This is a genomic window from Streptomyces sp. NPDC051105 (assembly GCF_040682795.1).
GTDB lineage: Bacteria > Actinomycetota > Actinomycetes > Streptomycetales > Streptomycetaceae > Streptomyces.
Genome location: NZ_JBFBBR010000001.1, coordinates 158,564 through 184,826, shown reverse-complemented (window position 1 = coordinate 184,826; position 26,263 = coordinate 158,564). Strand labels below are relative to the sequence as shown.

Here is a 26,263-nt window from a genome sequence, read left to right as displayed (position 1 = left end):
ACGTTCTCCCGGTACGGGACGGCCTCGGGGACCTCCTGAAGGGGAGTACAGCATGCAGGTGACCGACCTCGGCGAGTATGGCGACGGCCTGCGCACGGACCCGCACACGGTCTACGCCCGGCTGCGCGAGCGCGGCCCGGTGCACCGGGTGCGGTGGCCGCTGCCCGACGCGTACCACGAGACCTGGCTGGTCGTCGGGTACGAGGAGGCCCGCGCGGCGCTCGCCGACCCCAGACTGGCCAAGGACACCGAGAAGGCCGGCTTCAAGTTTCTCGACGAGGAGCTGATCGGCAAGTACCTGCTGGTCGCCGACCCGCCCCAGCACACCCGGCTGCGTGGGCTCATCACGCGCGCGTTCACCGCCCGCCGGGTGGCCGCACTGGAGCCGCGGATCCAGGAGATCACCGACCACCTGCTCGACGAGATGCTCCCGGGTGGCCGCGCCGACCTCATCGACGCCCTCGCCTACCCGCTGCCGATCACGGTGATCAGCGAACTGCTCGGCGTCCCCGAGCTGGACCGCGCACGGTTCCGGAAGCTCTCCAACGAGGTGGTCGGCTCCGCCCGTCCGAGCAACGAGTACGACGCGTTCGCCGAACTCGCGGCGTATCTGCGGGAGCTGATCGAGGACAAGCGGTGCGCGGGCCCGAGCGACGACCTGCTCAGCGACCTGATCCGCACCACCGCAGAGGACGGCGACCGGCTCTCCGCCGAGGAACTGCGCGGCATGGCCTTCGTCCTGCTGATCGCAGGCCACGAGACCACCGTCAACCTGATCGGCAACGGCGTCCTGGCCCTGCTCACCCACCCCGGCCAACTCGCCGCCCTGCGCGCCGACATGAGCCTCCTGGACGGCGCCGTGGAGGAGATCCTGCGCTGGGAGGGCCCGGTGGAGAACGCGACGTACCGGTACGCCGCCGAACCCCTGGAGATCGCCGGCACCGCCATCGAGCGCGGCGACCCGGTGATGATCGGGCTCACCGCCGCCGACCGCGACGGCGCCCGCTACCCCGAGCCCGACCGCTTCGACATCCGCCGCGACCACCGCGGCCACCTCGCCTTCGGCCACGGCATCCACTACTGCCTGGGCGCACCCCTGGCCCGTCTGGAGAGCCGCACGGCCTTGCGCTCCCTCCTGGAGCGAGCCCCGGACCTGGCCCTGGACGGCCCGCATGGGGACTGGCTGCCGGGCACGCTGATGAGGGGCGTGCGGAACCTTCCGGTGCGCTGGTAGCCGGGGTGCGCCGGTAGCCGGTGCGCCGCGGCCGGCGGCGGCCGCGGTCAGCCGAGCCGGTCCGGGATCTCCGCGAGCGCGACCGGTCTTCGCTCGTGCCGGGAGACCTCGCAGGCCTCCGCGATCCGCAGTGCCTGGAGTGCCTCACGCCCGTCGCAGGGGTTGGCGAGCCTGCCGCGCACCACGTCCACGAAGGCACACAGCTCGGCCTCGTAGGCGGGTCCGAACCGCTCCAGGAAGCCGGGCCACGGCTTGTCCGCGGGCGGCGGCCCGGTCGGCTCGGTGGAGGCCACCGGCGTACGATCGTCCAGGCCGACCACCACGGTGTCCCGCTCGCCGGCCAGCTCCATCCGCACGTCGTATCCGGCTCCGTTCAGCCGGGTGGCGGTGGCGGTGGCCAGCATGCCGTCGTCCAGGGTGAGCAGGGCCGCGCCGGTGCCCACGTCACCGGCCTCGCGGAACATGGCCGGCCCGGCGTCCGAGCCGGTCGCGTACACGTCGACCACCTCGCGGCCGGTCACCCAGCGCAGCACGTCGAAGTCGTGGATTAGCGTGTCCCGGAACAGGCCGCCGGACAGCGGCAGCCACTCAGGCGGTGGCGGCGACTGGTCGGAGGTCAGCGCCCGCACGGTGTGTAGCCGTCCGAGCCGGCCCGAGCGCACGGCCTCGCGGGCGCCGGCGTACCCCTTGTCGAAGCGCCGCTGGAAGCCCATCTGCAGCACCGTCCCGGCCTTCTCCACCTCGGCCAGGGCGTGCAGCGTGCCGGGCAGGTCGAGGGCGATCGGCTTCTCGCAGAACACGGGAAGCCCCGAGCGCGCCGCCCGGCCGATCAGCTCGGCGTGCGCCGAGGTCGCGGTGGTGATCACCACCGCGTCCACGCCCCACTTGAAGATCTCGTCCGTCCCGGGTGCCGCCGTCTCCCCTAAGCGGTGTGCCAGATCCTGGGCCCGCGCCGGATCCACGTCCGTCAGGATCAGTGACCCGACCTCACGATTGCGGCTGAGCGTGTTCGCATGAATGGTTCCGATGCGGCCCGTCCCGATGACCCCGATGCGCATGGGAACAAGGTGCGGGTGCACCCCGTGCGCTGTCAATCCGTATGTCCGGACAATCGAACTACACAACTTCCCGTCAACCCGTCACGGGGATACGCTCGGGCCCGTGCCGAAACCAGATGTGGACCCGACCGTGCCGCTCGACCTCAGCGTGGACCGGAGCTCGCCGGTGCCGTTGTACTTCCAGCTCGCGCAGCAGCTGGAGGCGGCCATCGAGCACGGCTCGCTCACCCCCGGCAGCCTGCTGGGCAACGAGATCGAGCTCGCCGCACGGCTCGGCCTCTCCCGCCCGACCGTGCGTCAGGCAATCCAGTCCCTTGTCGACAAGGGCCTCCTCGTCCGTCGCCGGGGTGTCGGCACCCAGGTCGTGCACAGCCAGGTCAAACGCCCCCTGGAGCTCAGCAGCCTCTACGACGACCTGGAGTCGGCCGGCCAGCGCCCCGCGACGAAGGTAGTGGTCAACAGCGTCGTCCCGGCGTCCGCCGAAGTCGCCGCCGCGCTCGCGGTCGCCGAGGACACCGAGGTGTACCGCATCGAGCGGCTGCGGCTGGCGCACGGTGAGCCGATGGCGTACCTGACCAACTACCTGCCGCCCGGCCTGCTCGACCTGGACACCGGGCAACTGGAGGCCACCGGCCTCTACCGTCTGATGCGGGCCGCCGGCATCACCCTGCACAGCGCCCGCCAGTCCATCGGCGCCCGCGGCGCCACAGCCGCCGAGGCCGAGCGGCTCGCCGAGCCGGAAGGCGCCCCGCTGCTCACCATGCGGCGCACCACGTACGACGACACCGGCCGCGCCGTCGAGTTCGGCGACCACATCTATCGGCCGACCCGCTACTCCTTCGAGTTCCAGCTGCTCGTACGATCCTGAGCGCGGCCCGGTTTCCGACGTTCCGTTAGTCGCAATGTCCGGACAATGTGAGCACAGAGTGCCGCCCGCCGCCGTCAGGGGTGTACCCCATGTTCGATACTGAGGCTTTTGGGGCAGGCGAGGTCGCCGTCGGTGGTCACCCACGGTGAGCTTCGCCCGCCCCTCTCGCACGTATGAGCACGGCAAGAAGGGCACGGCCTCGTGGCACGGTTTCGGACCTGGGTGGGCATAGCGGTGGCGGTGGCGCTCGGCGTCACCCTCACCGGATGCAGCAGTACCGGCGGCAAGCGGGCGGAGGACGCCCGGAACGCCGCGGCGGCCCAGGGGAGAGCGGCGGTGAACACCCCCCGCTGGACCTTCGCGATGATCACTCACTCGGGAGACGGCGACACCTTCTGGGACATCGTGCAGAGCGGTGCGAAGCAGGCCGCCCGCAAGGACAACATCGACTTCCTGTACTCGCACGACGACGAGGCCCAGCAGCAGGCGCAGCTCGTGGACGCGGCGGTCGACAAGAAGGTCGACGGGATCATCGTCACCCTTGCCAAGCCCGACGCCCTCAAGGCGGCCGTGGCCCGCGCCGAGAAGGCCGGCATCCCGGTGATCACCGTGAACTCCGGTTCCGCGGAGTCCAAGGCCTTCGGCGCCCTGGCGCACATCGGCCAGGACGAGACCATCGCGGGCCAGGCGGTCGGCGACGAGCTGGACAAGCGCGGTAAGAAGAAGGCCCTGTGCGTCCTGCACGAGCAGGGCAACGTCGGCCACGAGCAACGCTGCGCGGGCGTCACCGAGAACTTCGACGGCGAGGTCGAGAACCTCTACGTCAACGGCACCAACATGCCCGACGTGCAGTCCTCGATCGAGGCGAAGCTCCAGGCCGACCGGTCGATCGACGCGGTCGTCACGCTCGGGGCGCCGTACGCCGACACCGCCGTGAAGGCGAGGACGGACGCGGGCAGCACGGCCGAGGTCGACACCTTCGACCTCAACGCCAAGGTCGCCGCCGAACTGAAGGACGGCACCCTCGGCTTCGCCGTGGACCAGCAGCCGTACCTCCAGGGCTACCAGGCGGTCGACCTGCTGTGGCTCTACAAGTACAACGGCGACATCCTCGGCGGCGGGCAGCCGGTGCTCACCGGTCCGCAGATCATCACCAAGGACCAGGCACCCGCGCTGGCGAAGTACACCGAGCGGGGCACTCGATGAGCGCCGCCTTGGAACACTCCCTTGATGAAAGGATTCTGCAGACCTCTCCGCTGCGGAGACTCCTCTCCCGTCCGGAGCTGGGCTCGGTCGTCGGCGCACTCGCCGTCTTCCTCTTCTTCGCCGTGGCCGCGGACGGCTTCCTGCGCGCGTCCAGCATCAGCACGGTCCTCTACGCCTCCTCGACGATCGGGATCATGGCCGTACCGGTGGCGCTGCTGATGATCGGCGGCGAGTTCGACCTCTCCGCGGGCGTCCTGGTGACGTCCTCCGCGCTGATCTCCTCGATGTTCAGCTACCAGATGACGGCGAACACCTGGGTGGGCGTAGGGGCCTCGCTCCTCGTGAGCCTCGCCGTCGGCGCCTTCAACGGCTTCGTGCTCACCCGCACCAAGCTGCCCAGCTTCATCGTCACCCTGGGCACCTTCCTGATGCTCACCGGCATGAACCTCGGCTTCACCAAGCTGATCGACGGCACCGTCTCGACGAAGACGATCGCCGACATGGAGGGCTTCCCGTCCGCCCACGCGGTCTTCGCCTCGACGCTCACCGTCGGCGGCGTCGACATCAAGATCACGATTCTGTGGTGGCTCGCCCTGGTCGCGATCGCCTCCTGGATCCTGCTGCGCACCCGTGCCGGCAACTGGATCTTCGCCGTGGGCGGCAACCAGGACGCGGCCCGTGCGGTCGGCGTCCCCGTCACCAGGACCAAGATCGGCCTCTACATGGGCGTGGCGCTCGGCGCCTGGATCTCCGGCCAGCACCTGCTCTTCTCGTACGACGCCGTCCAGTCCGGCGAGGGCGTCGGCAACGAGCTGATCTACATCATCGCGGCCGTCATCGGCGGCTGCCTGATCACCGGCGGTTACGGCAGTGCGGTCGGCTCGGCGGTCGGGGCGCTCATCTTCGGCATGACCAGCAAGGGCATCGTCTTCGCCGAGTGGAACCCCGACTGGTTCAAGTTCTTCCTCGGAGCGATGCTGCTCCTCGCGACCCTGCTCAACACCTGGGTCCGCAAGCGCGCGGAGGCCACCGCATGACCCTCGTCCAGCTCACCGACGTCAGCAAGCACTACGGCACCGTCCGCGCCCTGGAGGGGGTCTCCCTGGAGGTCCACGCGGGCGAGATCACCTGCGTCCTCGGCGACAACGGAGCCGGCAAGTCCACCCTGATCAAGATCGTCGCGGGCCTGCACCGGCACGACGACGGCACGCTCGTCGTCGAGGGCGAGGAGACGACGCTCACCTCCCCGCGCGCGGCCCTGGACCGAGGCATCGCCACGGTGTACCAGGACCTGGCGGTCGTGCCGCTGATGCCGGTGTGGCGCAATTTCTTCCTCGGCTCGGAACCCCGCAAGGGCCGTGTGTTCAAACGCCTGGACGTCGACTTCATGCGCCGCACCACCCGCGCCGAACTCCTCCGCATGGGCATCGACCTCCGGGACGTCGACCAGCCCATCGGCACCCTGTCGGGCGGCGAACGCCAGTGCGTGGCGATCGCGAGGGCCGTGTACTTCGGCGCGAAGGTCCTGGTCCTGGACGAGCCGACGGCGGCGCTGGGAGTGAAGCAGTCAGGTGTGGTCCTGAAGTACGTGGCGGCGGCACGCGACCAGGGCCTGGGTGTTGTGTTGATCACCCACAACCCGCATCACGCGTACTTGGTGGGCGACCGCTTCGTGCTGCTGAAGAGGGGCACGACGGTGGGGAGCTACCGGCGCGATGAGATTGGGCTCGAAGACCTGACCGCCCAGATGGCAGGGGGAAGCGACCTGGAGGCTCTACGCCACGAACTGCAGCGTACGTAGAGGGGCGCGGGGCCGTGTCGGTTCGCGGCTCCGCCGCGCGGGCGCGACCGGCCACGAAGCACCAGCACCCGGCAACGGCCCGCACCGCTCCTTATCTCCCCCGAACGGCGCCACCCCTCCCCGTACGGCAGAATCAAGCCCGATGAGCACCTACCGCGACCTCACGGCCCCCATAGGCTCCCGCCGAGCGCCCGTCCTGCGAACGGTCGGCACAAGGGAGCGCCGGTCCCACCTGACGGCCCCCCGTGTCCCCACCGTCGGCATCGACATCGGCGGCACCAAGGTCATGGCGGGCGTCGTGGACGCCGACGGCAACATCCTGGAGAAGCTCCGCGCGGAGACCCCGGACAAGTCCAAGAGCCCCAAGGTCGTCGAGGACACGATCGTCGAGCTGGTCCTCGACCTGTCCGACCGGCACGACGTGCACGCCGTCGGCATCGGCGCGGCCGGCTGGGTCGACGCCGACCGCAACCGCGTGCTCTTCGCCCCGCACCTGTCCTGGCGCAACGAACCACTGCGCGACCGCCTCTCCGGCCGTCTCTCGGTCCCCGTCCTCGTCGACAACGACGCCAACACCGCCGCCTGGGCGGAGTGGCGGTTCGGCGCCGGCCGCGGCGAGGACCACCTGGTCATGATCACGCTGGGTACCGGCATCGGCGGCGCGATCCTGGAGGACGGCCAGGTCAAGCGCGGCAAGTACGGCGTCGCCGGCGAGTTCGGCCATATGCAGGTCGTGCCCGGCGGCCACCGCTGCCCGTGCGGCAACCGCGGCTGCTGGGAGCAGTACAGCTCCGGCAACGCGCTGGTCCGCGAGGCCAAGGAGCTGGCCGCGGCCGACTCCCCGGTGGCCTACGGGATCATCGAGCACGTCAAGGGCAACATCAACGAGATCACCGGCCCGATGATCACCGAGCTGGCCCGTGAGGGCGACGCGATGTGCGTCGAGCTGCTCCAGGACATCGGCCAGTGGCTCGGCGTCGGCATCGCCAACCTCGCCGCCGCCCTCGACCCGTCCTGCTTCGTCATCGGCGGTGGTGTGAGCGCCGCCGACGACCTGCTGATCGGCCCCGCGCGGGACGCGTTCAAGCGCCAGCTGACCGGCCGCGGCTACCGCCCCGAGGCCCGGATCGCGCGCGCCCAGCTGGGCCCCGAGGCGGGCATGGTCGGGGCCGCCGACCTCGCCCGCCTGGTCGCCCGCCGCTTCCGGCGGGCCAAGCGGCGCCGGGTCGAGCGGTACGAGCGCTACGAGCGGTTCGCGGAGGCCCGCCGTCCCCGGGACACCGCATGACCGCTTCGCTGCCCCGCCAGGCCGCGCCTCCGGACGAACCGCACCGCCCGCCGGAGAGCCCCGGCCACAGGGCGCGCCGTCGGGCGCTGACCCTGCTGATCATCGGGCTGCTCATCGGCGTACCGGCCGGCTATCTGGTGATCTCCGGCGCCCAGAGCCGCAACAGCGGCAAGGACAAGGAGTCGAAGTACTCGGCGACCGGCCTCACCGAAGGCTGGCCGTCGAAGGTGCAGCGGCGGCTCTACCAGGTGCCGGTCCCGCACCCGGCCGACCAGATCGCGTACTACGAGACGAACAACTGGAAGACCAGCCGCCTCTACGTCCAGTTCCGCACCAACAGCGCCGGCCTGGACAGCTTCCTGGAGGGCATGGGCGTCAACCGGGACGCGCTCAAGAAGGACGACATCAGCATCGGCACCCGCGACCAGAAGATCACCGGATGGAAGTTCACCGGCCCCGGCCCCTGGTCGGGCCTGACGCGTAAGCAGAAGAACCCCGCGCCCACCCAGGACGTGGTCGTGAACACGGCCGACCCGAACTACCCGATGATCTACGTCGTCTCCCGGACCGTGCCGTAGGGACGGCCCCCGGCCGGTCGCCGAGGCCGATTGTCAGAGCCCGCCCGTACAGTCGAAGACGTCTGATCCGACATGTGGGCGGGAGGTGGTAGAACGTATGAGCGGCACGGTGACCGAGACACCGGACGACGTCCCCCTGCGCCTGGCGGCGGTCTATCTGCCCGCCGACCTCCCGCGCCAGGGCCGTATCGCCTTCTGGGACCCGGACGGCGGCCCGCTGCCCGCCGCCGCGACCGAGGACCTGACGGTCGTACGACGGCACGGCGCCGGTGTCCGCCGCCGGCAGGTGCCCGCGCTGACCCTGCCGCTCGGCGAGGCCCTCCCCCTGCTGGTCCGGGCCCCCCGTGACCCGGCCGCCCACCCCGCCACCGCTTGCTGGGGCGCCGCCGCCCAGCACGCGCTGCGGCTCGCCGCCCGGGGCCGCCTGCTCCCCGGCCTGACCCCGGCCGGGTACGACGCCTGGCGGGCCGGCCCCCTGGAGCCCGCCGACATCGCCCACCTGCGCGCGGTGGCCGCCGCCCTGCCCGCCGAGGGCCACGCCGTCCCGCTGCCCGGCCCCGGCCCGCTCCGGCTGCCCCAGCCGCAGGCGCTGATCCGCTCCTTCCTGGACGCGGTCGCCGACACCCTGCCCCGCACCCCGGCCGCCCCTCACACCTCGGGCAGGCCGTTCGCCGCCCGCGAGGGCCGGCGGCTGCCCGACGCCCAGGAGTGGGCCGCGGAGGTCGCCGCCGGCATGGACGCGGGCGTGCGCATCTCGCTCCGCCTCGACCTGTCGGCGTACGACCTCTTCGACGACGGCGAGGGAGCGCACCGCGCGGGAGCGGCGATCGTCCAGGTGCACAGCCTGGCCGACCCCACCCTGGTGACCGACGCTTCGGCACTGTGGGCGGGGCAGTCCGACGCCGCCTTCGGTCCCCGCGCGCGCGTGGACGCGGCGCTGGCCGTACGCCGGGCCGCGCGGGTCTGGCCGCCGCTGGACCGGCTGGCCGAGCAGGACGTGCCGGACGTACTCGCCCTCTCCGAGTCAGAGCTGGGTGATCTGCTCGGAGTGGCCGCGACCCGGCTGGCGGCGGCCGGGGTCGCCGTGCACTGGCCCCGGGACCTGGCCCAGGACCTCACCGCGGCGGCCGTGATCCGCTCCGCCCCCGGCTCGGCGACCGACGGCACGGGCTTCTTCGACGGCGAGGATCTGCTGCAGTTCCGCTGGCAGCTGGCGCTCGGCGGGGACCCGCTCAGCGACGCCGAGATGGACGCGCTCGCCGAGGCCCACCGTCCGGTGGTACGGCTGCGGGACCGCTGGGTGCTCGTCGACCCGGCCCTGGTCCGCAAGGCCCGTAAGCGCGAACTGGGCCTGCTCGACCCGGTCGACGCGCTCTCCGTGGCACTCACCGGCGAGGCCGAGGTCGACGGCGAGAGCGTCGAGGCGGTCCCCGTCGGCCTCCTCGCGGCCCTGCGCGACCGCCTCACGGCCGGCATCCAGCCCGCCGAGCCGCCCGCCGCACTGCAGGCCACCCTGCGCGACTACCAGCTGCGGGGCCTGGCCTGGCTCGACCTCATGACCTCTCTCGGCCTCGGCGGCTGCCTCGCCGACGACATGGGCCTCGGCAAGACCATCACCGTCATCGCCCTGCACCTCAAGCGGGCCCGCACCGAACCGACCCTGGTGGTCTGCCCCGCCTCGCTGCTCGGCAACTGGCAGCGGGAGATCGCCCGGTTCGCGCCCGGCGTCCCGGTCCGCCGCTTCCACGGCCCCGACCGCTCCCTGGACGGCCTCGGCGGCGGCTTCGTCCTCACCACGTACGGCACCATGCGCGCCACCGCGGCCAGGCTCGCCGACCAGCCCTGGGGCATGGTCGTCGCCGACGAGGCACAGCACGTCAAGAACCCCTACTCGGCCACCGCCAAGGCGCTGCGCACCATCCCGACCCCCGCACGCGTGGCCCTCACCGGCACCCCGGTGGAGAACAACCTCTCCGAACTCTGGGCCCTGCTCGACTGGACCACCCCCGGACTCCTCGGCCCGCTGAAGTCCTTCCGCGCCCGGCACGCGCGTGCCGTGGAGAACGGCGGGGCCGAGGAGAACGGGGAGGCGGTGGCCCGGCTCGCCGGCCTGGTCCGCCCGTTCCTCCTGCGCCGCAAGAAGTCCGACCCGGGCATCGTCCCCGAACTCCCGCCCAAGACCGAGACCGACCACCCTGTCCCCCTCACCCGCGAACAGGCCGCGCTCTACGAGGCGGTGGTCCGTGAGTCGATGCTCGCCATCGAGACGGCGGAGGGGGTCGCACGCCGGGGCCTGGTGCTCAAGCTGCTCGGCGCCCTGAAGCAGATCTGCGACCACCCCGCGCTCTACCTCAAGGAGGAGACGCGCGCCGACGGCCTGGCCGCCCGCTCCGGCAAACTCACCCTGCTCGACGAGCTGCTGGACACGGTCCTCGCCGAGGACGGCTCGATGCTCGTCTTCACCCAGTACGTCGGCATGGCCCGCATGATCACCGCGCACCTCCAGGCGCGTGCGGTCCCGGTCGACCTTCTGCACGGCGGCACTCCGGTACCGGAGCGGGAGCGCATGGTGGACCGCTTCCAGAGCGGCGCTACGCCGGTCCTCGTACTGTCGCTGAAGGCCGCGGGCACCGGCCTCAACCTCACCCGCGCGGGCCATGTGGTCCACTTCGACCGCTGGTGGAACCCGGCGGTGGAGGAGCAGGCAACCGACCGCGCGTACCGCATCGGCCAGACCCAGCCCGTCCAGGTCCACCGCCTGGTCACCGAGGGCACGGTGGAGGATCGCATCGCCGAGATGCTGGAGGCCAAGCGTGCCCTTGCCGACGCGATCCTGGGCTCCGGCGAGTCCGCCCTGACCGAACTGACGGACCGTGAGCTGTCCGACCTGGTGTCGCTGCGGAGGACGTCATGAGCGGGGACGAGCAGCGGCCGGGCGATGCGGCCCGGCAGGCGCTGCGGGCGGCGCGGGGGCGCGGTGCGGAGACCGGGCGCGACGAGGGAGCACCGGCCGAGGGGCGGCCCGACGGCTCCGGCGAGCAGCGGGTACCCAGGGCGTCCGACGCGGCGCGGCTGGCGCTGCGGGCGGCTTCGACGGCGAAGGAGGCCGAGCAACGGGACGCCGATGCCGAGGCCGATGCCGATGCCGAGGCCGACGCGGCGGACGCCGGTGCCGTTCGTCCGGGCGCCCGGCCCGGGGACATCGCGCGCCAGGCGCTGCGTGCGGCCCGGGCGGAGGCACGGCGGGCCGAGGCGGCCGCGGCGGAGGCTTCGGAAGGGTCCCCGGCTCGCCGGGTACGCCGGCTGCCGTCGCCGGCCCCTGCGGAGACGCCTCGCGGTCGCACCGCCGGTGACCTGAAGCAGTTCCTGGCGACCGCGTTCAGGATGCCGAAGGAGGAGCCCGAGTCAGCGCGGCCCGACGACCTGGCGGAGCAAGGAACTCCGACGGAACGCCCCGACGAAGACGGGGCGCACCTCACCGCGACGCAGCCCTGCGCAACGGATCCCACCCCGTCCGCGCCCGCTGACGCCCCCGACCGCCCGCACCCGACTCCCGCCACGCCGCCCGGCCGCTCGCAGCCGACCGCCTCCACGCCCGGCACGCCTTCCGACGCCGGAGAGCCGACGGCCTCCACGCCCGGCACGCCTTCCGACGCCGGAGAGCCGACGGCCTCCACGCCCGGCACGCCTTCCGACGCCGGAGAGCCGACGGCCTCTGCGTCCGGTATGCCTTCCGACCTCGGAGAGTCGACGGCCTCTGCGTCGGCCGCGGCTTCCGGCCGTCCGCGACTGACGGCCTCTGCGTCCGGTATGCCTTCCGACGCCGAAGAGCCGACGGCCTCTGCGTCCGGCATGCCTTCCGACCTCGGAGAGCCGACGGCCCCTGCGTCGGCCGCGGCTTCCGGCCGTCCGCGGCCGAGTGCCCTCGTGCCCACCGCGCCTCCCGGCGATCCGCGGCCGAGCGCCCTCGCGCCCCCCGGCGACCTGCGGCCGAGCGCCTCCGCACCCGCCGCGCCCCCCGGTGACGGGGATCCGAACACCCCCGTACCCCCTACGGCTTCCGGGCGCCCGGAGTCGGCGGTCGGCCCCACCACCCCCCGCCTGCCCCGCACCATGGCCACCCCCCACCGCGACACCGAACTTCGCCGGACCTTCCCCTCCTTCCCGGCCTTCCCCTCCGGGGCCGGTGGCTCTGGGGCGGACTTCGCCGAGACCTGGTGGGGGAACGCCTGGGTGCGGGCGTTGGAGGAGGGGGCGTTGGATGTGAAGCGGCTTGCGCGGGGGCGGAGTTATGCCGAGCAGGGGCATGTGGACGCCATCACCGTGACGCCGGGGCTGGTCCTGGCGTATGTGCAGGGGAGCCGGCCGCGGCCGTATCGCGTGCAGGTGCGGTTGCGTACCTTCGGCGCCGAGGAGTGGGAGCGGTTCCTGGAGGCCGCCGCCGACCGGCCCGGGGACATCGCCGCGTTGCTCGACAAGGAGCTGCCGCAGTCCCTCGCCGAGAGCGGAGTGCCCTTGCTGCCGGGGCCGGGGGAGCTCGAACCCCGTTGCAGCTGCCCGGACTTCGGTCATCCCTGCAAGCACGCGGCCGCCCTCTGCTACCAGACCGCGCGGCTGCTGGACGCCGACCCGTTCGTACTGCTTCTGCTGCGCGGCCACGGAGAGCGCGAGGTCCTCGACGCGCTGTCCCGGCGCAACGCCGCCCGCGCGGCCCGGGAGCGGCAGCCGGCGTCGCTGCCCGGCGTCCGTGCCACCGAGGCCCTGGTGCCGCGTCAACTCCCGCCGCTGCCGCCCCCGTTGCCGGTTCCACCGCATCCCGAGCAGCCCCCGGTGTACCCGGGCGTGCCCGGGGGACCCGACCCTTTCACGCTGGACCAGCTCGCCACGGACGCCGCCGCCCGCGCCCATGCCCTGCTCGCCACCGGCCACGACCCGGTCGGCGAACTGACCCTCTGGCAGGACGCGGTACGCCTCGCCGCGGCCCGCCCCGGCTCCGGCCTGACCGCCTCCACCCGCGCCCTCTATGCCTCGCTCGCGGACGCCGTCGGCCGTACCCCGGGCGACCTGGCCCGCGCGGTCGCCGCCTGGCGGCAGGGTGGCCCGGAGGGACTGGCCGTGCTGGAGGAGCCCTGGGATCCGCCGGCCGGCCGTTTCGACCGGGCCAGACCCCTGCTCCTGGCCGCCGACCTCCCGGCCTTCCGGCCCTGGCGCAACCACCTGACCCACCCCGACGGTCAGGTCCAGCTCCGGCTGGGCCGGGACGGCCTGTGGTACGCCTACGAGTCCGAACCGGGCCAGGACGACTGGTGGCCCAGAGGCACCCCCGACCTGGACCCGGTGGGCGCGCTGACCGGACTGGGGGCGCCCGAGGACCTCTGAAGAGCCCGGAGCTAGACGTGGTTGCCGACGTCGTCGTGCCGGGCCACGAACCGGGCCCTGGCGCCCTCCAGCCGGTAGAGGAACCGGCCGCCGTCCCGGTCGGTACCCGACGTACCCGACCAGGTGATCCCGCCCATCCTGGAACACCTGGCGGCCCACACCCGGTGATCACCCCGCCCCGCCCCGGCGGAATGCAACCGTCGGCCCAGGCGGCCGGCGATGGCCTCGGCGATGTCGACCTGTCGGCCGCGGTCAGGACGTACGTGGCAGATAGCCGGACGCCCACCACGCGGGAGCACACGCCACGGCCGCGTCGATCATGTCGTCCTTGGTGACCGAGGCGTCCTGGAGCCAGGCCTTGATGGCGCCGGCGAAACCGTGAGCCATGAACTGGGCGATCACTTGGGGGTTGGCGTCGGGAAGCGCCGAGCGATCACCGCGCGCCATGAACGCCAGGGTGTACTCGCTGAAGTGGCGCACGAGCGCCTCGTAGACCCCGCTGTCCGCCGGGTCGTCGAGGGAGAGCCGGTAGACCGCCCGGAACCGCTCGACGTGGTTGCCCACCTCGGCGGTGGTGAGGCGCAGCAACTCGGCGGCCGAGTGCCCGCGCCCCGCCCGCTCGTCCTCCAGGCGGTGACCACGGTCCAGGTCGGCGTCGAGGACCTGGATGAGCAGTTCCAGCGGAGTGCTGTAGCGGTTGTAGAAGGTGGCTCGGGTGACCCCGGCGCGGTCCGCCAGCTCGGCGACGCTGATCTGGGAGACCGGCCGCTCCGAAGCGAGTTCCACGATGGCCTGCTCGAAGGCCTGGGTGGTCCGGGTGATGCGCGGGTCGATCCGGCCGCTCAGCGTACTGCCCTCCTGTTCGGTCGGCGACCGCGTCGCCCCCCGGTTGCGGGAGCGCGGTCCGCCGCCCTGTGCTGAGTCCATCTTGCGGCACACACTCGGCCTCGTGGCACGCGGCGGGAGAACCGGTGTGAACACCGCCGCGCCCCGCCCGACTGGGCAACAGCGCCCCGGAGACAGGCTCCGACGACGTCATCGCCGGAGCCCTTTCGCCTTCCAGCCGCCTCCTCACACGGTTGCCGTCCCGCCTGTTCCCAGCCCGCAACCGGTCAGGCGGCCTGGGTGAGTTCGGCGCGGCCGAACAGGAGCGCGTATCCGGACGGGAGCTGGGTGAGGATGCGGTCCAGGAGGCCGGGTCCCGCCAGGCGGCCGACGACGGCGAGGACGGCTCCGGTGTCCCAGCGCGCGACCGCGGGGGTGGCACCCGTGCGTGCGGCCAGGTCCTTGACGAAGCCCCAGCCGGTGAGCGGTTGAAGGTCGGGGATCTGGCTGGTGAACACGAGGGCGGCCTCGGAGGGGAGACAGGCGGCGAGGTCGACGCGTTCGTCGCCGGAGAGCTGACGGCCCAGGGCTCCCAGCACCGCACGCGTGACGTCCTCCGCCCGCTCCCGGGTCGGATACGCGCCTTCGTACCGGATCCTTTCCAGCATCTGCTGAAACGTCATGCCGGGTCGGGCGGTCGCCGGTTCACGCAGCGAAAGCATCGGGAGTGGTTGCCTTTCTCGTGCAAGGGTGTTGTCGAATGTGGGAAGGCCGGCGAGGGTGAGCGCCGGCCGGTCCTGCTGAATTGAGAGCGGGCCCCACGTTCCTGGGCTCAGGCGCGCTCGGGCCGGCCGAAGAGGAGGTCGTAGCCCGGGGGGAGCTGGAGCAGGATGCGGCGGGTGAGTTTTTCGCCCGCCGCATCGGCGGTCACACTCAGTACGGCACCGACGTCCCAGGCCGCGGTCTGTTCGGTGGCTCCCTCGATCCACGCCGCGGTCGCCCGCAGGAACCGCTGCGGTGGAAGCGGCTCGGTGGCCTGCAGCGGGTTGAGGAGAACCAGGGCGAAGGTCTCCGGAAGCCGGGCGGCCAGCTCGGCCCGCACCTCACCCACCAGATGCGCGCCCAGCAGCGCCAGAACGGTACGCGCGGCCCGTTCGGCTTCCTGGGGTGTGGCGTACTCGCCGCGTTCCTGCACGCGGTCGAGGAATGCTTCCCCCCGCATGGCCACCACTGCCCCTTCACGTCGTGTGCGATGGACGTAGAGCGGAGGACGGGACCAGAGGGGGGAGATCGATGCCCGTCCTCCGCCGTCGGCGCGGTCGGGGAGCTGGCTCCTCAGCCGCCGATCTGCTGGTGCTGGGACTCCCCACCGATCGTGATCTTGCGGGGCTTGGCGCGCTCGGCGATCGGGATCCGCAGGGTCAGCACCCCCGCTTCGTAGTCGGCCGTGATGCGCTCGGTGTCCAGGGTGTCGGCCAGCACCAGCTGGCGGGAGAAGACACCCAGGGGCCGCTCGGAGAGCTCCATCTGTACGTCGTCGGCCTTCACGACCGGGCGGCGCTCCGCCTTGACGGTGAGCATGTTCCGCTCGACATCGATGTCGATCGCGTCCTTCGCGACACCGGGCAGGTCGAGGGCGATCACGTACACCTCACCCTCACGGTAGGCATCCATCGGCATCGCCGAGGGCCTGGACCAGGTACCGGTCACACCCGTCAGCTGCTGGGCGAGCCGGTCGAGTTCGCGGAACGGGTCGGTGCGCATCAACATCGCGAATACACCTCCACAGGTCTGGCAGGAACTGCCAATGCGCTTCGTCTGACACCGTTGTAACATGTCATCCAAACGACGACAAGTGGAGTGTCGTCCAAACGGTGACAGTCCGAGAGGATCTCCGTGAACACCTCCCCGAGCCCCGTGACCCCACCTCGTGCTTCGCCGCCGCGGCAGCGCTGAACACGATCAACGAAGCCGCTCGCACCGCCCAGACCCGTACTCGGTGAAGTGCTCAGTCCGGGTGCGAATAACGTGCTCAGTCGTCAAGGCTGCGGCCGAGGTCCTGTCGGCACTGATCAAGTCCTTTGCGAGGCGGGGCTCGTTCTGCCTATCGTTCGATTCGGCGTCACGGTGGACGCTCGACAGGGCAGTGCCCAAGGCACGAGGGGGGCCGTCGTGGGTGTGTTTGTCCGGATCAGGGGTTGGTTGGAGTGCGATGATCGGCAGCTTGCCCGGATCAAGGAGATCGTCAGCTCCGAGGACCCCGATCGGACGTACAGCGGCGGCTGGGGCTACCCGGCGCGGCAGTACAACTGGACCAACTGGGTTTTCTTCGGCGCTGACATGCGCGAGCAGTCCGTTGACTGGTTTCTGGATCAACTGCGTCGCGTAGCGCGGATTCCTGCCTCCGATGACGACAACGACCTGGTCACCGGCCTGTTCCTCGTCAGTCACGAAGTCGAGGGCATGAGTGAGTGGCAGGTCCGCGATGGGGGCGTGGCGATCGGAAGCCCAAACGGGGAGTACCGGTACCTCGACGAGTAGAGCCACCCACCTCTTGGTTTCTGGCGTCGCTGACAGGGTGGCCGGCTCAGGTGCCTCGTTGGCTCAGGTCCTCCACCCCCCAGGTGGGAAACCCTTCGGGCCCTGCCGTTCGCTGCGAGCGGCAGGGCCCTTGGCTCCTTCTCGCGGGAGGCTTCGCGGCTGTGCCGCGCCCCGTGTTTGCTGCGCCCTCGGAGACGCGGCTGCTCACTCTTGGCGAGGAAGGGCGGCCGCGTGTCGTCAGCCGACCTTCTGCTTCTGCTGTTCGCGTATTTCGTGGACGGTGGCGTTGAGGGTGCCGTCCTGCTGTTCGTAGTGGGAGAGGGCGAGACCGAGGCCGAAGAAGGTGGGCGCCCATTCGCCGACGAAGAGTCCCCACCGGTCGGCGCGGTCGAGGCCGACGCCGGGCTCGACTGTGAGTGAGGTTGCCCAGGCGGCGATGCTGAGGCCGATGGATGCCATGCCGGCGAGGTAGGCGTGTTCGCTGCGGATGCCCATGTCGTGCATTGATTTGATGATCATGGCGCGCTCCGTTCATTGGGTGGCTTTCCCTGGACGGAGTTCCCACACCTGCGCGCCCTATTCGAGTCATTTGAGAGATATGGCCATTTTTTCTGTCAGCTCGTAGGGAGGCTGCCAGGTTTCGCGCGGCGCGCCCTACGTCAATGCTGTGACCTGCGACTTCTCGCGCCACACCCGGCTGGAACCTGATCGGACCACGCCGAGCTGCCAACGGTCACATCGTGTACGGGGTGACAGGCGTGCCGGATGATCCGCACCTGTGCTTCCCTGATGATTCAGTGGGTTCAAGGGCTGTTCCATCGGGCCTCTCACCCACCGGATTGAGTGCTTGGGCCAGCCTCACCAACCCCGCCTGCCAGCAGATGGCATCAATCGCCTCAGTCAGCTGGTCACACAGCACCCGGCAGCCGTCGTATCCCGCCACCGGAGTCCAGACCGTTCTGTCCCCACCGCTCATACTCACCCCTACCGGCTCACCCCTACCAGGTGACCGACCGCGCCGCCCTGACCACTTTTTCCGCCTGCGCCGGCCGTCGTATCCCGCCACCTCCGAGACGGCCATCCAGCACAACGTGCGATCACGGCCCATAACAACGGAGCCGGCCACGGCATCACCCCATCGGCCGAGCCTGCGCGGTGTGGAATGGAGTCTCCAGCCACTGGGGGCATGGCGGATCCGCGTTGCCCTTGCCGCTTCAAGGCTTGTGACCGCGTCCCGTCAGGAGCCGGCGCGGCGCCGCGTGCGCAGACCGCCGAGCGCGTGGCCGTGCCGGAAACCATTCCCTGGTCCGGAACGCTGCCTACGTCTTTTCCTCACTGCCGCTCGCCGTTGTGCCGGCTGGCCGGGATGGGCGGCTGGGTGGAGGGGCCGTCTGGGTCGGTCCTCATACGGCGGAGGGGAATTCTGCGGTCACCTCTTCCTTGCCCGGAGCGGACCGGTCCATCCCGGGAAGGGATCGCACTTGCCCCGTACCAGATCAGTCGCCCGCCCTTCACCTCCAGTGCCCGGCGTGCCGAGTGGCTGGCTCAGACCGTGAGGGCTTCGCGGAGGCTGGTGCAGCAGGGGATGACGGCGTCGACGCCGACGATCTGCAGAGTGCGCAGCACGGAGTCCGGTACGCCGGCCAGACGCAGCCAGCCGTCCGCCGCCGTGAGGTCTCGGTGGGCACTGAGCAGGACGTTTATACCGCTGGAGTCCATGAACGTCACCTGCCGCATGTCGACGACCACGCGGGGCCGGTCGCCGGCTTTGCCACGTTCCAGAGCCTGGACGAGAGGGCCGGCACTGGTGTGGTCGATCTCGCCGGTCACGGTCGCCACGGTGATGCCTTCGGTGGCGGTGGACACGACCTTCACCAGTTCGGGCCCGTGCGCGTTCTCAGTCTCCACGACGGCTTCCTCAAACATCCTCGACAACAGGTACGGCCTGGCACCACGGCCTGGCATTTGCCGTAACAGTGCCCGGCATCGTATGGGGCGATGCCCGTGTGTGGCCTACCTGACAGACCCTGGGGTGACCCATGAGGTGAGCCCCGGGCGGATGCAAGACCCGCCGTGAGCATCCGATGCCTCGAACGATATGCCGCCCGAGAGGTCTTCAGCCTGGTCAGGACGGTATCCAGCGGCCCCCGTTATAGGGGCGTCTGTGTGCCGTGGCGCTCCCCGCCGATAGGGTGGACGGTGATCGACAGGGACGGGCAGGGTGAGGGCGGCGGATGGCGTGGGCGGTGCCGAGGAGAGCGGGAGCACGGGCACCGGGCGCCCGACGTCACGGGACGTCGCCCGGCTCGCCGGCGTGTCGCACACCGCGGTGTCCTTCGTGTTCAACGGCCGGGCCGAGGGCAACCTCTCGCCCGCCACCCAGGAACGGATCCGGCAGGCCGCGGCCCGGCTGGGCTACCGCCCCGACCCGGTGGCCCGCGGTCTGCGCCGTCGCCGTACGGCCGTGATCGGGCTGGTCACCGATGAGATCGCGTCCTCGCCGTTCGCCGGTCGGCTGCTGCGCGGCGCCATGGAGACCGCCTGGGAGAGCGACCATCTCGTCCTCACCGTCGACTCCGGCGGTGACCCGGCCAAGGAGGACGCGGCCGTCGCGGAACTGCTCGACCGGCGCGTGGACGGCATCATCTACGCGGCCATGTCACTGCGCCGGGTCCGCGTCCCCGAGGGCCTGCACCGCACCCATTCCGTGCTGGCCAACTGCCTGCCCGAGGACGACTCCCTGCCCGCCGTGGTCCCTGCCGAGCGCGCCGGTGGCCGTACCGCGGCCCGGCTGCTGCTCGGTGCGGGCCACCGCCGCCTCGCCGTGATCGGCGGTCTGGACGACATCGCCTCGGTGGAACGTACCCGCGGCTTCCGGGACGCGCTGCGCGCCGAGGGCGTCACCGTGCCCGCGGAGTGGATCGTGCGCGGCGGCGGGGAGATCTCCGCGGGATACGCGGGGGCGCTGCGCCTGCTCGACGGGGTCGAGCCGGGCCGTCGCCCCACTGCCGTCCTGTGCTACAACGACCGGGTCGCGGCGGGTGTCCTGCACGCCGCGACCCGGCTCGGGATCGACGTGCCCGCCGATCTGTCCGTGGTCGGTTACGACGACCAGGAGCACATGGCCGCGTTCCTCACACCGCCGCTCACCTCGGTCGCGCTGCCGCACCGGGCGATGGGCGAGGCGGCGGCCCGGCTGCTCCTGGACGCCATCGAAGCCGGCCGTACGCCACCCGCGACCGTCCGGCGCCTGGCCTGCCCTGTGGTCAGCCGCGCCTCCGTGGGTCCGGCGCCCACCCGGTGACCCGGGCACCCGGCCCGTCGACGACCAGCTCGGCGATGTCGCCGGGGCGGCGGTAGACCCGCTCGGTGACCATCGCCCGTTCCGCGACGAAGAGTTCGAGGAGCGAGCCGTCGACGAGCAGCCGGAGCGCGAGTTCCGGCCCCTTCGGCACGTGCACGGTGATCGGGGCGGAGCCTTCCCTGCCGGTCCGGGGCCAGGCGCTGCGGTCGAGGACGACGGTGCCCGCGGCAGGGTCCGCCCGGACGGTCAGCTCCCGGCCCGCCGCGTCCCGGAGCAGGCTCACCGTGGTCGGTTCGCAGACGGTGACCGTCAGGTCGTACGTGTGGGGAAGCGGAACCCGGCCCGGCGCGGTGACGAACGGCTCGGCCTGGCGCAGCAGTTCGAGTTCCGGGGCCGGGCTCACCCGCAGTGAACCGTCGGGGTGGACGTCGACGACCCGTGGCGCGGTGAGTACGCCTGCCCATCCGGCCCTGTCCGTCTCCTCTTGCGGGCGGGCCTCCCACGACCAGCCCCACAGCAGTGCGCGGTCCGGCTCCTGGAGGACGGCGGGCGCGTAGAAGTCCCGCCCCTGATCGAGCCGGCCGCCGGCGCGCGGCACAAACCTCAACGCCCACCGTCCATCGGCCTGCAGACGGCCCGTCAGGTATCCGGTGGAGCAGGGATCGCCGTCCCACAGGGACACCACGAGCACGTGGTCGCCGCCCGCTGTCCGGTACAGGTGCGGGCACTCCCAGCCCACCGACTTGTCGCCGAACACGCCCGCGGCCACCGGGTCCTTGCCGTCCAGCAGCACACCGGCGAACCGCCAGTCGGTCAGGTCGTCGCAGTCGTACAGCAGGACCGACGGGGTGCCGTCGGCGTGCCCGGCCCCGACGAGTGCCCAGCGCCGCTCTGCGTGGCGGAAGACGAACGGGTCGCGGAACATCACCACGTCCAGTCCCGGCGGCGGCCCTGCCACCACCGGTGTCGGCAGCGGCTTCCACTCGGTCAGCCGCTCGTCGTCCGGGTCGGCCGCCCGTGCCAGGCAGATGGTGCCGAGTCCGGCGTGGGCACGGTCGACTCCCGTGTATACGGCGGTCGGTGTGCCGGCGTCGTCGATCACGCAGCCCGACCAGCAGCCGGCCTCGTCGGGGCCGCCCGGCGTCGGGGTGAGCGCGATCGGGTGATGCTCCCAGTGCGCGAGGTCGGCGCTGGAGGCATGACCCCAGTGGACGTTCGCGTGCACCGGTGCGTCGGGGTTGTGCTGGTAGAAGAGGTGGTAGCCGTCCCGCCAACGGAACGGCCCATTGGGGTCGTTGATCCAGCCCACGGGCGGACGGACCCTGAAACGCGGCGCGTTGGGGTCATTGCTCAACGGTTGACTCCTGCCGAGGTGATGCCCTCGCGCAGAGGGCGCTGGCCGACGACGAACACGGCGAGGGCGGGGAGCATGGAGAGCACGACCCCGGCCAGGACCACTGAGATCGACCCGGTGCCGAGGTTGCCCTGCAGGGAGACCAGACCCAGCGGAAGCGTGTAGTTCTGTCCGGAGGTCTCCAGGATCAGCGGGCGGAAGAACTCGTTCCAGTGGTAGTTGAAGGCCAGCACGCCGACGATCGCCAGGCCGGGTGCGGCCAGCGGCGCGTACACCGAGCGGAAGATCCGCCAGGGCCCCGCGCCGTCCAGCATGGCCGCCTCGCCCAGGTCCTTGGGCATACCGAGGAAGTACTGGCGCATCAGGAAGGTGCCGAAGGCCGTCGGGAAGGCCGGGATGATCAGGCCGAGGAGCGTGTCGGTGAGACCCATCGACTTCAGCACCAGGAACACCGGCACGATGGTGACCTGCAACGGCACCATCATGGTCGCCAGGACCAGACCGAAGAGCGGCTTCTTGAACCGGAACTCCAGGCGCGCGAAGGCGTATCCGGCCAGGCCAGCCGTGATCATCTGGCCGACGGCGATCAGCGCCGTCACCAGCGTGGAGTTCAGGGCGAGCAGCCACACGTCGATCTGCTGGAAGACCCCGCGGTAGGCCGCGGTCGTCGGATGCGTCGGGATGATCTGCGGGGGCAGGTCGAAGGACTGGGCCGGAGTGCGCAGTGAGGTGGCGACGGTCCAGATGACCGGGCCCAGCGTCAGCAGGGCGCACGCCGTCAGTGCGGCGATCCGGGCCCAGGGGGCGAATGCGTGACGTGCGCGGCTCAGGGTCGGGGTTGCTTGGCTCATAGCGCTCATGCGGCTCACCGGCTCACTGGTAGTGGACGAAACGCCGGCTGAGCCGGAACTGGACGGCGGTGACCGCCATGATCAGCACGAAGAGCAGCACGCCCACCGCGGACGCCTCGCCGAAGTCGAGCTGCTCGAAGGCCCTCTCGTAGATCACCATCACCACGGTGCGGGTGGCGTCGCCGGGTCCGCCGTCGGTGAGGACATAGGGCTGTTCGAAGACCTGCAGGGCGTTGATGATGCCGACCACCGACGCGACGAGCAGCGTCGGCGACAGCAGCGGCAGCGTGATGCCGAGGTGCTTGCGCAGGCCGGTCGCACCGTCGAGGGCGGCGGCCTCGTGGATCTCCTTGGGGATGTGGTTCAGGCCGCCGACGAACAGCAGGAACGAGAAACCGAACTGCTGCCAGACGTAGACCAGGATCACCGTGGCCATCGCCGCGTGCTCCGAGGTCAGCCAGGGCACGGGCGCGACGCCGACCAGGCCGATCAGCCAGTTCACCACCCCGAAGTCCTGGTTGAACAGGTACTTCATCACCACCGAGATCGAAGCGGCGGACAGCACCAGCGGGAAGAAGAACGCCGAACGGAACACCGACCGCAGCCACCCCGGCATCCGCCCGTTCAGCGCGAGCGCCAGCGACAGCGCGATCAGCAGTTGCAGCGCGACCGCGAGGACCATGAAGAGGAGCGTGTTGCGGAAGGAGACCAGGACGGTCGAGTCCGTGAAGGTCGTACGGTAGTTGGCGCCGCCGGCGAAACGGGGCGGGTCGATCACGTTCCAGTGGAACAGGCTCAGTACGAGGGACCCGATGATCGGCACGACCGTGAAGACGACGATGCCGACGACCGTGGGCGTCAGGAACAGCGCGGCCAGCAGCCGGGCGCCGCGGTCGCGGACGGACGGCCGCACGGCGACGGCCGGTGGCGTGGCGGGCCGCGGACGTACGGCCGGGACCTGGGAGTTCGGGACCTGGGTGTTCGTCATATCTCACGCTCCATGGCCTGCTCCAGGTCGCTCTGCATCCGGCGCAGCGCGGGACCCACCGCACGCGGCGAGGCCAGCGCGGTGCCGGTGTACTTGAGCAGGACGTCGGTCACCTCGGCGACCTGCGGCGGCGCGAGGATCGGGCCGGTGTCGGGAAACCGGTCGAGGGTGTCGTAGAAGACCCGCCAGTGCGCCGGGCCGCTCGCGGCGTAGCGGGCGGCGTTCAGCATCGAACGCCGGGCCGGGGTGGTCTGGTTGCTCTGGAACAGCCGGGTCATGGTGTCCTTGCGGGCCGCGTACTTGATGAACTCCCAGGCGGCTTCCTGCTTCTTCGAGGTGCGCAGCAGCGCGTAGCCCGCCGCGCCGAACTGGTGGCGCTGGGTACGCCAGCGCGGGAAGTACTGCACGTCGTAGTCGGCGGCCCGCATGCCGGCCAGCTGCAGGCCGCCCGCCCAGAACCCGCCCGCCGGTGTGACGCCGACGCGGCCGGTGGAGAACACGCCGACCAGATTGCTGCCGTTGCCGCCCTCGGGGCGGGTGCACAGGTTCTCCTGGACGAGGGAAGCGAGATAGTCGTACGCCTCCTCGACCCGGTCGGCGGTGGCCTGCGGGGTCGTCCAGCGGAAGCCCCCGCCGCGTCCCTGCCGGTCGGCGGCCGGGTAGAAGGTGTCCCACAGCCAGGAACCGCCGGGCGACTTCGACTCCTTCAGCAGGTTCGTGCCGTTCGCGAAGAGCCAGGGCACCACGCCGCCCCACAGCCGGTTGGTCCAGAAGTACGGCGTGAAGTGCGCATCGCCGGCACGCTTCATCTCCCGCAGCAGCGCGGTGAAGTCGTCGCGGCTCCAGTCGGCCGCCGGGAATCCCGCGCCCGCCCGCTTCAGCACCTGCTTGTTGAGGTACATGTCGGCGGCGTTGAACTCCATCGGCAGCTGGTAGAGGTTCCCCTCGTACATCATCGACTCCACCAGCGAGGGGTGGACGTCGGCGAAGTACTCACGCAGCTGTGCCGCGTCCCGCCGCACCCAGCGGTCCAGGGGCACGCCGAGCCGCTCGGCGAACAACTGCACGCCCTCGGTGGCCACATACACCAGGTCGGGGGCCGTGCCGGCGGCGATCTGGGTGAGTATCTTCGCGAAGAAGTCCGACCAGTCGACGCCACGGCCGCCCCGAAGCCCAACCCCGGGGCCACGGCCAAGAGCGGGACCAAGTCCGCGGCGAGCGGGGCGAGTTACCGCGCCGCGTACCACTTCACGGTCCCCGACCAGTGGAAGAACGACCCGCAGCGGCCGGTCTGGATCGACGGCGAGTACCACTACTACTACCTCTACAACGCCGACTACTTCACCGGTGCCGTCGGCACCGCGTGGCGTCTGGCCACCACCAGGGACCTGGTCTCCTTCACCGACCGCGGGGTCGCCGTGCCCAAGGACACCACGCCCAACGGCGATCTCTGGTCGGGTTCGGCGGTGGTCGACACCGGTAACACGGCCGGATTCGGCGCGGGCGCGGTCGTCGTCATCGTCACCATGTCCCCCGGCGGCGGCACCGACCACCAGGAGCAGTTCCTGTACTACTCGACCGACGGCGGTCTCACCTTCACCAACCACGGGACCGACCCCGTCCTGCCCAACCCGGGCGTCGCCGACTTCCGCGACCCCAAGGTGATCCGCGACGAGGACCGGGGCCGCTGGGTGATGGCCCTCGCCGAGAACGACAAGATCGGTTTCTACCACTCCGACGACCTCAAGTCCTGGCGGTACGTGAACGGTTCCGTCCACGACGGCATCGGCGTCCTGGAGTGCCCCGACCTGTTCCGCATCACCGCCGGCGACGGCACCGCGAAATGGGTACTCGGCGCGAGCGCCAACGGGAAGAGCTCGGGGCTGCCCAACACGTACGCCTACTGGACGGGTTCCTTCGACGGCAGCGTGTTCACCGCCGATGCGAGCGACCCGCAGTGGCTCGACCACGGCTGGGACTGGTACGGCGCCGTCACCTTCGAGAAGCGGGGCGCGAGCGGTGCGGTGGACGCGGCTGCCCGGTACGCGATCGGATGGGTGAACAACTGGGACTACGCCAACACCACCCCCACCATCGACTGCGACGGCTTCAACGGCACCGACTCCATCGTCCGCGAGATCACCCTGAAGAAGGCATCCGACAGTACTTACTACCTCGCCTCCCGGCCCGTCGCCGGCCTCGACTCGCATGTCTCCCGCACCGTGAGCCTGGGCGACGTGACCGTGGACGGCACGAAGGTGCTCGACTACACCGGTGTCTCCTACGAGGTGACGACGGAGATCACCTGGTCCCGACTCACCGGCGCCGGACTCCAGTTGAGGCGCTCACCCGACGGCGGTCGGCACATCGACGCCGGGATCTACGCCGACTACGCGTTCCTCAACCGACGCAACACGGTGAACGCCGACACGTCCGGCAAGTGGCAGGAGAGCCACACCCCGTTCGACCCGTCGGCCGGCACGGTGAAGCTGCGCATCCTGGTGGACCGCACGTCGGTGGAGATGTTCGTCGACGACGGCCGCTACGTGCACACCAGCCAGGTGTTCCCGTACCTGCTGGACACCCGGCTCGCGCTGTTCACGATCGGCGGCAGCGCGGTGTTCCGCAACACGGTGATACGCGAGTTCTCGGTGTGAGGCAGGCCAGAGGCGCGGGTGCGCACCATGCGCGTGAACCGATCGGCAACACTGGAACGGGTCGCCCGGCCCTGGACGGATCCGCGTTCCGCCCCGCTGACGCGGCGAAGCCGAACGTCTTCCGCGTCCGGGTCGTATGGCCCATGCCGGCGAGGCTGTCCTGACCTTCCTCCGCATTCCGAGGTCGAACCGGGCGAACGTGGCTCTCCCCGGACCTTGCCCCGGCGGAGCCCCTGCGCGTGGGCAGGGGAATCCGCCGCGGACGAGTACGAGCCCCGTTCGGCCGACTCTCGCCGGAACGTCCGCGTGCACGACATCGGTCTGGGCCGAG

Annotated in this window: 23 protein-coding genes and 1 pseudogene; 12 read left to right on the top strand and 12 right to left on the bottom strand. The window is 71.1% G+C overall.

Annotated elements, in window-relative coordinates:
- The first annotated feature begins 52 nt into the window (after positions 1-52).
- Entirely contained in the window at positions 53-1,234 is a 1,182-nt protein-coding gene (locus AB0N16_RS00860; RefSeq protein ID WP_365791637.1) for a cytochrome P450, read from the top strand.
- Between the two features lie 47 nt (positions 1,235-1,281).
- Here AB0N16_RS00860 and AB0N16_RS00855 read toward each other — a convergent pair whose 3' ends face one another.
- Positions 1,282-2,292, bottom strand: a complete 1,011-nt coding sequence (locus AB0N16_RS00855) for a Gfo/Idh/MocA family oxidoreductase (protein WP_365791635.1) — start codon at positions 2,290-2,292, stop codon at positions 1,282-1,284.
- A gap of 130 nt (positions 2,293-2,422) precedes the next feature.
- Between AB0N16_RS00855 and AB0N16_RS00850 the strand changes: the two genes are divergently transcribed.
- From AB0N16_RS00850 to AB0N16_RS00815, 8 genes are all read left to right on the top strand, one after another.
- A complete protein-coding gene (locus tag AB0N16_RS00850) occupies positions 2,423-3,160 on the top strand; it encodes a GntR family transcriptional regulator (protein WP_365792741.1) in 738 nt (245 codons plus the stop codon).
- Positions 3,161-3,361: 201 nt separating this feature from the next.
- On the top strand, positions 3,362-4,366 hold the full coding sequence (locus AB0N16_RS00845) for a sugar ABC transporter substrate-binding protein (RefSeq protein WP_365791633.1): 1,005 nt from the start codon (positions 3,362-3,364) through the stop codon (positions 4,364-4,366).
- Positions 4,363-5,403, top strand: coding sequence for an ABC transporter permease (locus AB0N16_RS00840; protein WP_365791631.1), 1,041 nt, complete (start codon positions 4,363-4,365; stop codon positions 5,401-5,403). Before AB0N16_RS00845 ends, AB0N16_RS00840 begins: the two co-directional genes overlap by 4 nt.
- Positions 5,400-6,167 (top strand): ATP-binding cassette domain-containing protein, encoded by a 768-nt coding sequence (locus AB0N16_RS00835; protein WP_365791629.1) that lies wholly within the window; start codon positions 5,400-5,402, stop codon positions 6,165-6,167. Before AB0N16_RS00840 ends, AB0N16_RS00835 begins: the two co-directional genes overlap by 4 nt.
- Positions 6,168-6,309: 142 nt before the next feature.
- The gene (locus AB0N16_RS00830) at positions 6,310-7,455 is read left to right on the top strand and encodes an ROK family glucokinase (protein WP_362570595.1); all 1,146 of its coding nucleotides are present in this window, start codon (positions 6,310-6,312) and stop codon (positions 7,453-7,455) included.
- Positions 7,452-8,033 (top strand): sugar kinase, encoded by a 582-nt coding sequence (locus AB0N16_RS00825; protein WP_365791627.1) that lies wholly within the window; start codon positions 7,452-7,454, stop codon positions 8,031-8,033. Before AB0N16_RS00830 ends, AB0N16_RS00825 begins: the two co-directional genes overlap by 4 nt.
- Positions 8,034-8,130: 97 nt before the next feature.
- On the top strand, positions 8,131-10,947 hold the full coding sequence (locus tag AB0N16_RS00820; protein WP_365791625.1) for a DEAD/DEAH box helicase: 2,817 nt from the start codon (positions 8,131-8,133) through the stop codon (positions 10,945-10,947).
- The gene (locus tag AB0N16_RS00815; protein WP_365791623.1) at positions 10,944-13,412 is read left to right on the top strand and encodes an SWIM zinc finger family protein; all 2,469 of its coding nucleotides are present in this window, start codon (positions 10,944-10,946) and stop codon (positions 13,410-13,412) included. The genes AB0N16_RS00820 and AB0N16_RS00815 overlap by 4 nt, the downstream gene beginning before the upstream one ends.
- Before the next feature lie 11 nt (positions 13,413-13,423).
- Here the strand turns inward: AB0N16_RS00815 and AB0N16_RS00810 are convergent, their stop codons facing one another.
- The 5 genes from AB0N16_RS00810 to AB0N16_RS00790 all read right to left on the bottom strand — a co-directional run bounded on the left by AB0N16_RS00810 (position 13,424) and on the right by AB0N16_RS00790 (position 16,007).
- Positions 13,424-13,549, bottom strand: coding sequence for a hypothetical protein (locus AB0N16_RS00810; RefSeq protein WP_365791621.1), 126 nt, complete (start codon positions 13,547-13,549; stop codon positions 13,424-13,426).
- Positions 13,550-13,664: 115 nt separating this feature from the next.
- The gene (locus tag AB0N16_RS00805) at positions 13,665-14,339 is read right to left on the bottom strand and encodes a TetR/AcrR family transcriptional regulator (protein ID WP_365791619.1); all 675 of its coding nucleotides are present in this window, start codon (positions 14,337-14,339) and stop codon (positions 13,665-13,667) included.
- Positions 14,340-14,524: 185 nt separating this feature from the next.
- Positions 14,525-14,959, bottom strand: coding sequence for a DUF2267 domain-containing protein (locus tag AB0N16_RS00800; protein WP_365791617.1), 435 nt, complete (start codon positions 14,957-14,959; stop codon positions 14,525-14,527).
- 110 nt (positions 14,960-15,069) lie between these two features.
- Positions 15,070-15,459 (bottom strand): DUF2267 domain-containing protein, encoded by a 390-nt coding sequence (locus AB0N16_RS00795; RefSeq protein WP_365791615.1) that lies wholly within the window; start codon positions 15,457-15,459, stop codon positions 15,070-15,072.
- Between the two features lie 113 nt (positions 15,460-15,572).
- Positions 15,573-16,007, bottom strand: a complete 435-nt coding sequence (locus AB0N16_RS00790; RefSeq protein ID WP_365791613.1) for an Hsp20/alpha crystallin family protein — start codon at positions 16,005-16,007, stop codon at positions 15,573-15,575.
- Positions 16,008-16,409: 402 nt separating this feature from the next.
- Here AB0N16_RS00790 and AB0N16_RS00785 point away from each other — a divergent pair, with 402 nt between their 5' ends.
- The gene (locus AB0N16_RS00785; protein ID WP_365791611.1) at positions 16,410-16,778 is read left to right on the top strand and encodes a hypothetical protein; all 369 of its coding nucleotides are present in this window, start codon (positions 16,410-16,412) and stop codon (positions 16,776-16,778) included.
- A gap of 237 nt (positions 16,779-17,015) precedes the next feature.
- On the opposite strand, the gene AB0N16_RS00780 is transcribed toward AB0N16_RS00785, so the two are convergent.
- Positions 17,016-17,297: a hypothetical protein gene (locus AB0N16_RS00780; RefSeq protein ID WP_365791610.1), complete on the bottom strand. Its 282-nt coding sequence runs from the start codon at positions 17,295-17,297 to the stop codon at positions 17,016-17,018.
- Positions 17,298-18,323: 1,026 nt separating this feature from the next.
- Complete coding sequence (locus AB0N16_RS00775; RefSeq protein WP_365791608.1) at positions 18,324-18,686, bottom strand: STAS domain-containing protein; 363 nt, start codon at positions 18,684-18,686, stop codon at positions 18,324-18,326.
- A 331-nt stretch (positions 18,687-19,017) separates the two neighbouring features.
- Between AB0N16_RS00775 and AB0N16_RS00770 the strand changes: the two genes are divergently transcribed.
- Positions 19,018-20,082 (top strand): LacI family DNA-binding transcriptional regulator, encoded by a 1,065-nt coding sequence (locus AB0N16_RS00770; protein WP_365792739.1) that lies wholly within the window; start codon positions 19,018-19,020, stop codon positions 20,080-20,082.
- On the opposite strand, the gene AB0N16_RS00765 is transcribed toward AB0N16_RS00770, so the two are convergent.
- The 4 genes and pseudogenes from AB0N16_RS00765 to AB0N16_RS00750 form a co-directional block, all read right to left on the bottom strand.
- A complete protein-coding gene (locus AB0N16_RS00765; RefSeq protein ID WP_365791606.1) occupies positions 20,045-21,436 on the bottom strand; it encodes a glycoside hydrolase family 32 protein in 1,392 nt (463 codons plus the stop codon). The genes AB0N16_RS00770 and AB0N16_RS00765 overlap by 38 nt on opposite strands.
- Positions 21,433-22,287, bottom strand: coding sequence for a carbohydrate ABC transporter permease (locus tag AB0N16_RS00760; RefSeq protein ID WP_365791604.1), 855 nt, complete (start codon positions 22,285-22,287; stop codon positions 21,433-21,435). Before AB0N16_RS00760 ends, AB0N16_RS00765 begins: the two co-directional genes overlap by 4 nt.
- Before the next feature lie 22 nt (positions 22,288-22,309).
- Positions 22,310-23,275 carry a sugar ABC transporter permease gene (locus tag AB0N16_RS00755; protein WP_365791602.1) on the bottom strand — a complete coding sequence of 322 codons (966 nt, stop codon included), beginning with the start codon at positions 23,273-23,275 and terminating at the stop codon, positions 22,310-22,312.
- Positions 23,272-24,429 (bottom strand): annotated as a pseudogene (locus tag AB0N16_RS00750) (extracellular solute-binding protein); the annotation flags it as partial. The pseudogene AB0N16_RS00750 and the gene AB0N16_RS00755, both read right to left, overlap by 4 nt.
- Here AB0N16_RS00750 and AB0N16_RS00745 point away from each other — a divergent pair.
- Positions 24,391-25,932 (top strand): GH32 C-terminal domain-containing protein, encoded by a 1,542-nt coding sequence (locus AB0N16_RS00745; RefSeq protein ID WP_365792737.1) that lies wholly within the window; start codon positions 24,391-24,393, stop codon positions 25,930-25,932. The pseudogene AB0N16_RS00750 and the gene AB0N16_RS00745 sit on opposite strands and share 39 nt — an antisense overlap.
- The last annotated feature ends 331 nt before the right edge of the window (positions 25,933-26,263 follow it).

Coding starts and splice junctions, on each gene's coding strand:
- AB0N16_RS00800 (WP_365791617.1), bottom strand. CDS start 14,959: ATGCTTTCGCTGCGTGAACCGGCGACCGCCCGACCCGGCATGACGTTT.
- AB0N16_RS00755 (WP_365791602.1), bottom strand. CDS start 23,275: ATGACGAACACCCAGGTCCCGAACTCCCAGGTCCCGGCCGTACGTCCG.
- AB0N16_RS00815 (WP_365791623.1), top strand. CDS start 10,944: ATGAGCGGGGACGAGCAGCGGCCGGGCGATGCGGCCCGGCAGGCGCTG.
- AB0N16_RS00835 (WP_365791629.1), top strand. CDS start 5,400: ATGACCCTCGTCCAGCTCACCGACGTCAGCAAGCACTACGGCACCGTC.
- AB0N16_RS00855 (WP_365791635.1), bottom strand. CDS start 2,292: ATGCGCATCGGGGTCATCGGGACGGGCCGCATCGGAACCATTCATGCG.
- AB0N16_RS00795 (WP_365791615.1), bottom strand. CDS start 15,459: ATGCGGGGGGAAGCATTCCTCGACCGCGTGCAGGAACGCGGCGAGTAC.
- AB0N16_RS00830 (WP_362570595.1), top strand. CDS start 6,310: ATGAGCACCTACCGCGACCTCACGGCCCCCATAGGCTCCCGCCGAGCG.
- AB0N16_RS00825 (WP_365791627.1), top strand. CDS start 7,452: ATGACCGCTTCGCTGCCCCGCCAGGCCGCGCCTCCGGACGAACCGCAC.
- AB0N16_RS00860 (WP_365791637.1), top strand. CDS start 53: ATGCAGGTGACCGACCTCGGCGAGTATGGCGACGGCCTGCGCACGGAC.
- AB0N16_RS00810 (WP_365791621.1), bottom strand. CDS start 13,549: ATGGGCGGGATCACCTGGTCGGGTACGTCGGGTACCGACCGGGACGGC.
- AB0N16_RS00760 (WP_365791604.1), bottom strand. CDS start 22,287: ATGAGCCAAGCAACCCCGACCCTGAGCCGCGCACGTCACGCATTCGCC.
- AB0N16_RS00790 (WP_365791613.1), bottom strand. CDS start 16,007: ATGTTGATGCGCACCGACCCGTTCCGCGAACTCGACCGGCTCGCCCAG.
- AB0N16_RS00780 (WP_365791610.1), bottom strand. CDS start 17,297: ATGATCATCAAATCAATGCACGACATGGGCATCCGCAGCGAACACGCC.
- AB0N16_RS00840 (WP_365791631.1), top strand. CDS start 4,363: ATGAGCGCCGCCTTGGAACACTCCCTTGATGAAAGGATTCTGCAGACC.
- AB0N16_RS00805 (WP_365791619.1), bottom strand. CDS start 14,339: ATGGACTCAGCACAGGGCGGCGGACCGCGCTCCCGCAACCGGGGGGCG.
- AB0N16_RS00820 (WP_365791625.1), top strand. CDS start 8,131: ATGAGCGGCACGGTGACCGAGACACCGGACGACGTCCCCCTGCGCCTG.